This is a genomic window from Thauera sp. ZXT1-4, assembly GCF_052598215.2.
The window spans coordinates 1-3,548 of sequence record NZ_JBQWSN020000069.1; the positions used below are offsets into that span (position 1 = coordinate 1).

3 protein-coding genes are annotated in these 3,548 nt (G+C 57.0%); 2 read left to right on the forward strand and 1 reads right to left on the reverse strand.

Translation table 11 applies throughout. From position 1 onward, the window contains the following. The first annotated feature begins 73 nt into the window (after nt 1-73). Together ACUH78_RS18840 and ACUH78_RS18845 are read left to right on the forward strand one after the other, a co-directional pair. Complete coding sequence (locus ACUH78_RS18840; RefSeq protein ID WP_182938059.1) at nt 74-1,093, forward strand: GGDEF domain-containing protein; 1,020 nt, start codon at nt 74-76, stop codon at nt 1,091-1,093. 11 nt (nt 1,094-1,104) lie between these two features. Further along, nucleotides 1,105-3,009, forward strand: a complete 1,905-nt coding sequence (locus ACUH78_RS18845) for a sensor domain-containing diguanylate cyclase (protein WP_435751724.1) — start codon at nt 1,105-1,107, stop codon at nt 3,007-3,009. 274 nt (nt 3,010-3,283) lie between these two features. On the opposite strand, the gene gmtX is transcribed toward ACUH78_RS18845, so the two are convergent. After that, a partial coding sequence (gmtX, locus tag ACUH78_RS18850; RefSeq protein ID WP_445334408.1) for a gamma-mobile-trio protein GmtX occupies nt 3,284-3,548 on the reverse strand: 265 nt, incomplete at its 5' end.

Below are 3,548 nucleotides of genomic sequence, written 5' to 3' on the forward strand. Positions count from 1 at the left end.
CTATCCGGGAGGCGATCGAGGCGATAATGCTGGCGGGGATGTTTTCGCGTTTTTTTGCCTGTGAGGAGGTGGAATGAAGCCGTCGCAGAACGATAAGAGTGGAGCCCGATCTGATCTCGGTGAGCGCGCGCTCGCGTTTCTCGCCCAACATCGGCTGTCGGCCTCTCCCATCAATTACTGGGTAGCGCACGACTACATCAGAGGCAACGACCCGTCGCTGTGCGAAGCATTGAATTCAGTAATCGGATCTTCATCTGCGATCGATGATTTCGTTGTGCGCGAGATCTACGAGCAACATGTGGCTGGCGAGGCTCTTCGTCGGTTTCACGGCATGGGAGAGGGTATCGAAAAGTTGCTCGGCAGTCTCCTCGGAGATGTACTCAGCGCGAGTCGAAATACGTCCGGTCTCCAGGCCTCTCTGACCGAAAACCTGGGTCGGCTTGATGAAGTTCGCGACTCGAGCGGTTTACGCGCGATCGCTCAAAACCTAGCCCAGGCTGCCTTAGCAGCAAATGAAAGCAACGCGGCACTCAAGAAGAGTCTTGAGGCCACGGAGCAGGAGACAAGATTGCTTCGAGGTGAACTCGACAAGCATCGGCGCGAGGCGATGGTCGATCCGCTTACCGGGCTGCTCAATCGAAGAGGCATGTTAATTGAAGCCGCAAAACTGTTCGATTCTTCCGATGGGCCGCCTGCTTTGCTCGTCATGGATATCGACCACTTCAAGCGGATCAACGACACCTACGGCCATGCAGTGGGTGATATTGTGATCCAGAAGGTCGCTGAGGCGATGTTGGCTATCGCGCCGGACCAAGCGATGACTGCGCGTTTTGGTGGCGAGGAGTTTGTCATGTTGGTACCCAATGCCTCGATCGATCGAGCACAGCAGCTTGCAGAAAAGGTTAGGACCTCGATCGAACGGTTACGGTTGGTGCGGCGTCATGACAAGCTCGAAATCGCACCCTTTACGATCTCCGTCGGAGTTGCCTTACGTCAGCGCGAGGAGTCGATCGAGCCGCTATTCGATCGGGCTGACAAGGCGCTGTATCGGGCGAAGCACAATGGCCGTAACTGCGTCGTCGCATCCAGTTGAGGGCGAGCTCGGTGGCCAGATTCGACGAGATCAAGCTTGCTGGACAACTGCCTAGCCCCAAAGGGGTCGCATTGGCCATAATGAACCTATGCGGTCGCGAAGATTGCACGATAGAAGACGTTGCTCGTTTGGTTCAGACCGATCCAGCTTTGTCTGGGCGCCTTCTCCGTCTCGCAAACTCGAGCGGCGGTACCCACCGACCAGTCTCAGCCATCAACGAAGCACTGCTGCGTATCGGCATGAAGGCGGTTGCTCAGCTCGCGATGGGATTCTCGCTCGTCGACCAGTTCAAGGACGGACCTTGTAAAGGATTCGATTATCGCAATTTTTGGTCGCGCTCATTGCTGATGGCTTTGGCCTCGCGGGAACTCGGACGTTTGACCCGCGCGGCTGCCCCGGAGGACTTGTTCGCATGCGGCTTGCTCGCGAATATTGGTTCCTTGGCTCTGGCCACGGCATTCCCCGTCGAATACTCCGAACTGCTTGAGTCCGATCGAAGCAATTTGCTCGCGCTCGAACATGAGGCGTTTGGGATCGATCAGCGCCAGTGCGCGCTTGCCATGATAGAGGAGTTCGGCATTCCGAAAGCGCTCGCCGAACCCGTCTTCTACCATCAGTCACCCGATGAATCACAGTTTTCTGAAGGGTCGCGACCGCACACGCTGACCTGGCTATTTCACACCGCTAGTCATCTCGCCGACCTTGGCATAGCAGCCGAGAAGGTTCGAAGCCAGTTGGTCGGCTCCCTAATACGGCTCGGCGGTCGATTTCAGATGGACGCCGACGGTACGGCGGCGTTCTTCGATCGGATCGTCGAAGAGTGGAGCGACTGGGCGAAGTTACTGGATGTCCCGGCTACCTCCCTTCCGTCGTTCGAGCGCATGTCTGAAACTCCGCCGGTTATCGGAGGGGCTACAGGATCGGACGCTACAGTGCCTGCTCTCATTGTCACCTCACGTAATCACTCCACCTTCGATGTCAGCACGTTGTTGCAATCCAGCTTAGGTTATCAAATTTGTCTCGCGGGTGATTTTGATGAGGCTTTGAGCATTGCGGTCGCTGTGTTGCCGAAGATTGTGATTATTGACGCCGACTTCTCCGGTGCAGGTGCGCAGGACTTCTGTCGCAAGGTACGTGGGGCCGATTGGGGTAGACCGGTTTATCTCGTTGCATTGTCTGATCAGTTAGACAAGGAGAACTTCGTCGCAGCGCTTGAGAGCGGCGTGGATACGTGTCTTTTCAAGTCGCTCGGCGAGGAAGCGTTGCGCGTTGCGATGGATGCTGGACATCGCTATCTCGGACTCCTTGATGCATGGCAAAACGATCGTGCTCAACTTAAACAAATCGCCTCAGAGCTCGCCGTCAGCAACCGGAAGCTTGAACAGGTTGCCAGAACTGACATGCTTACCGGATTACCGAATCGTCGTGGGGCAATGGAGGCGCTCGCCAGGGCTTGGAGTGCGTCGAATCGCACCGGTGAGGCACTGAGCGTCATGATGATCGATCTTGACTGGTTCAAACGCGTGAATGATCGATATGGGCATGCGTTTGGTGACCACGTCTTGAAGCAAGTGGGTATTCGCCTACACAAAGAAGGGCGTCGCAGTGATACGTTGTGCCGAATCGGCGGCGAGGAATTCTTGGTTGTATGTTCGGGTTCAGATCTTCCCTCAGCCATGAAGGCGGCGGATCGCCTTCGCAGGGCGATCGAAACGATGGCCCTCGTCGCCGAGGGTCATGAAAAGGTAAGACTCAGTATCAGCGTCGGTGTTGCCCAGAAAGAACGCGACACTGCGAGTATTGATGTGCTACTTGGAGAGGCAGATAAGGCTGTGTACTCAGCCAAACATGCCGGCCGCAATCGCGTGCACATCATGGCTCGGGGTAAACTGCATCAATTCGTTAGCAATGAGTGAACGTTGAGCTGGTTGACCATCGTGGAGAACAAAGCTCTAGCTACGACTGTGTCTGACCCTGGTCGCCAAGACTCCTTGGGGCGCTGCCCCAAACCCCGCACTCGCCGTGAGGCAGCCGGGGGCGGGTTATAAAACAACCCACCCCCAGCAGCCCGGAGCGTTGGCCGCTGCGTCGGCATCAAGGGCTTTCGCGGCATAAACGGGTGCCCTCCCACGGCACACGACGCCGTGGGTCCCTCCCATTTATTCCACGGTCCCTTGACACCGCCTCCGCTCATTCAGGCTCCAGTGCGTCAAGCTTGTCCGTGCCAACGCCGACCTGTTTCGCCGACTGCCGCGCAAAGGTGTCACCTTCGCCGATGATCTTTCGGATCGCCGTGACATAGCCCGGCTTGAAGATCACCCGGCCGGCCTCGTTGAGAACGCGTCCCTCAGCGTCGCTCGTCCAGCCTTCATCTCGGAGTAGGCGGTCGCTGACAGCATGGCGCAACGCCTCGATCTCGGAGGGATACAGGCCGGTCGATGCAGGCAGTATCTGA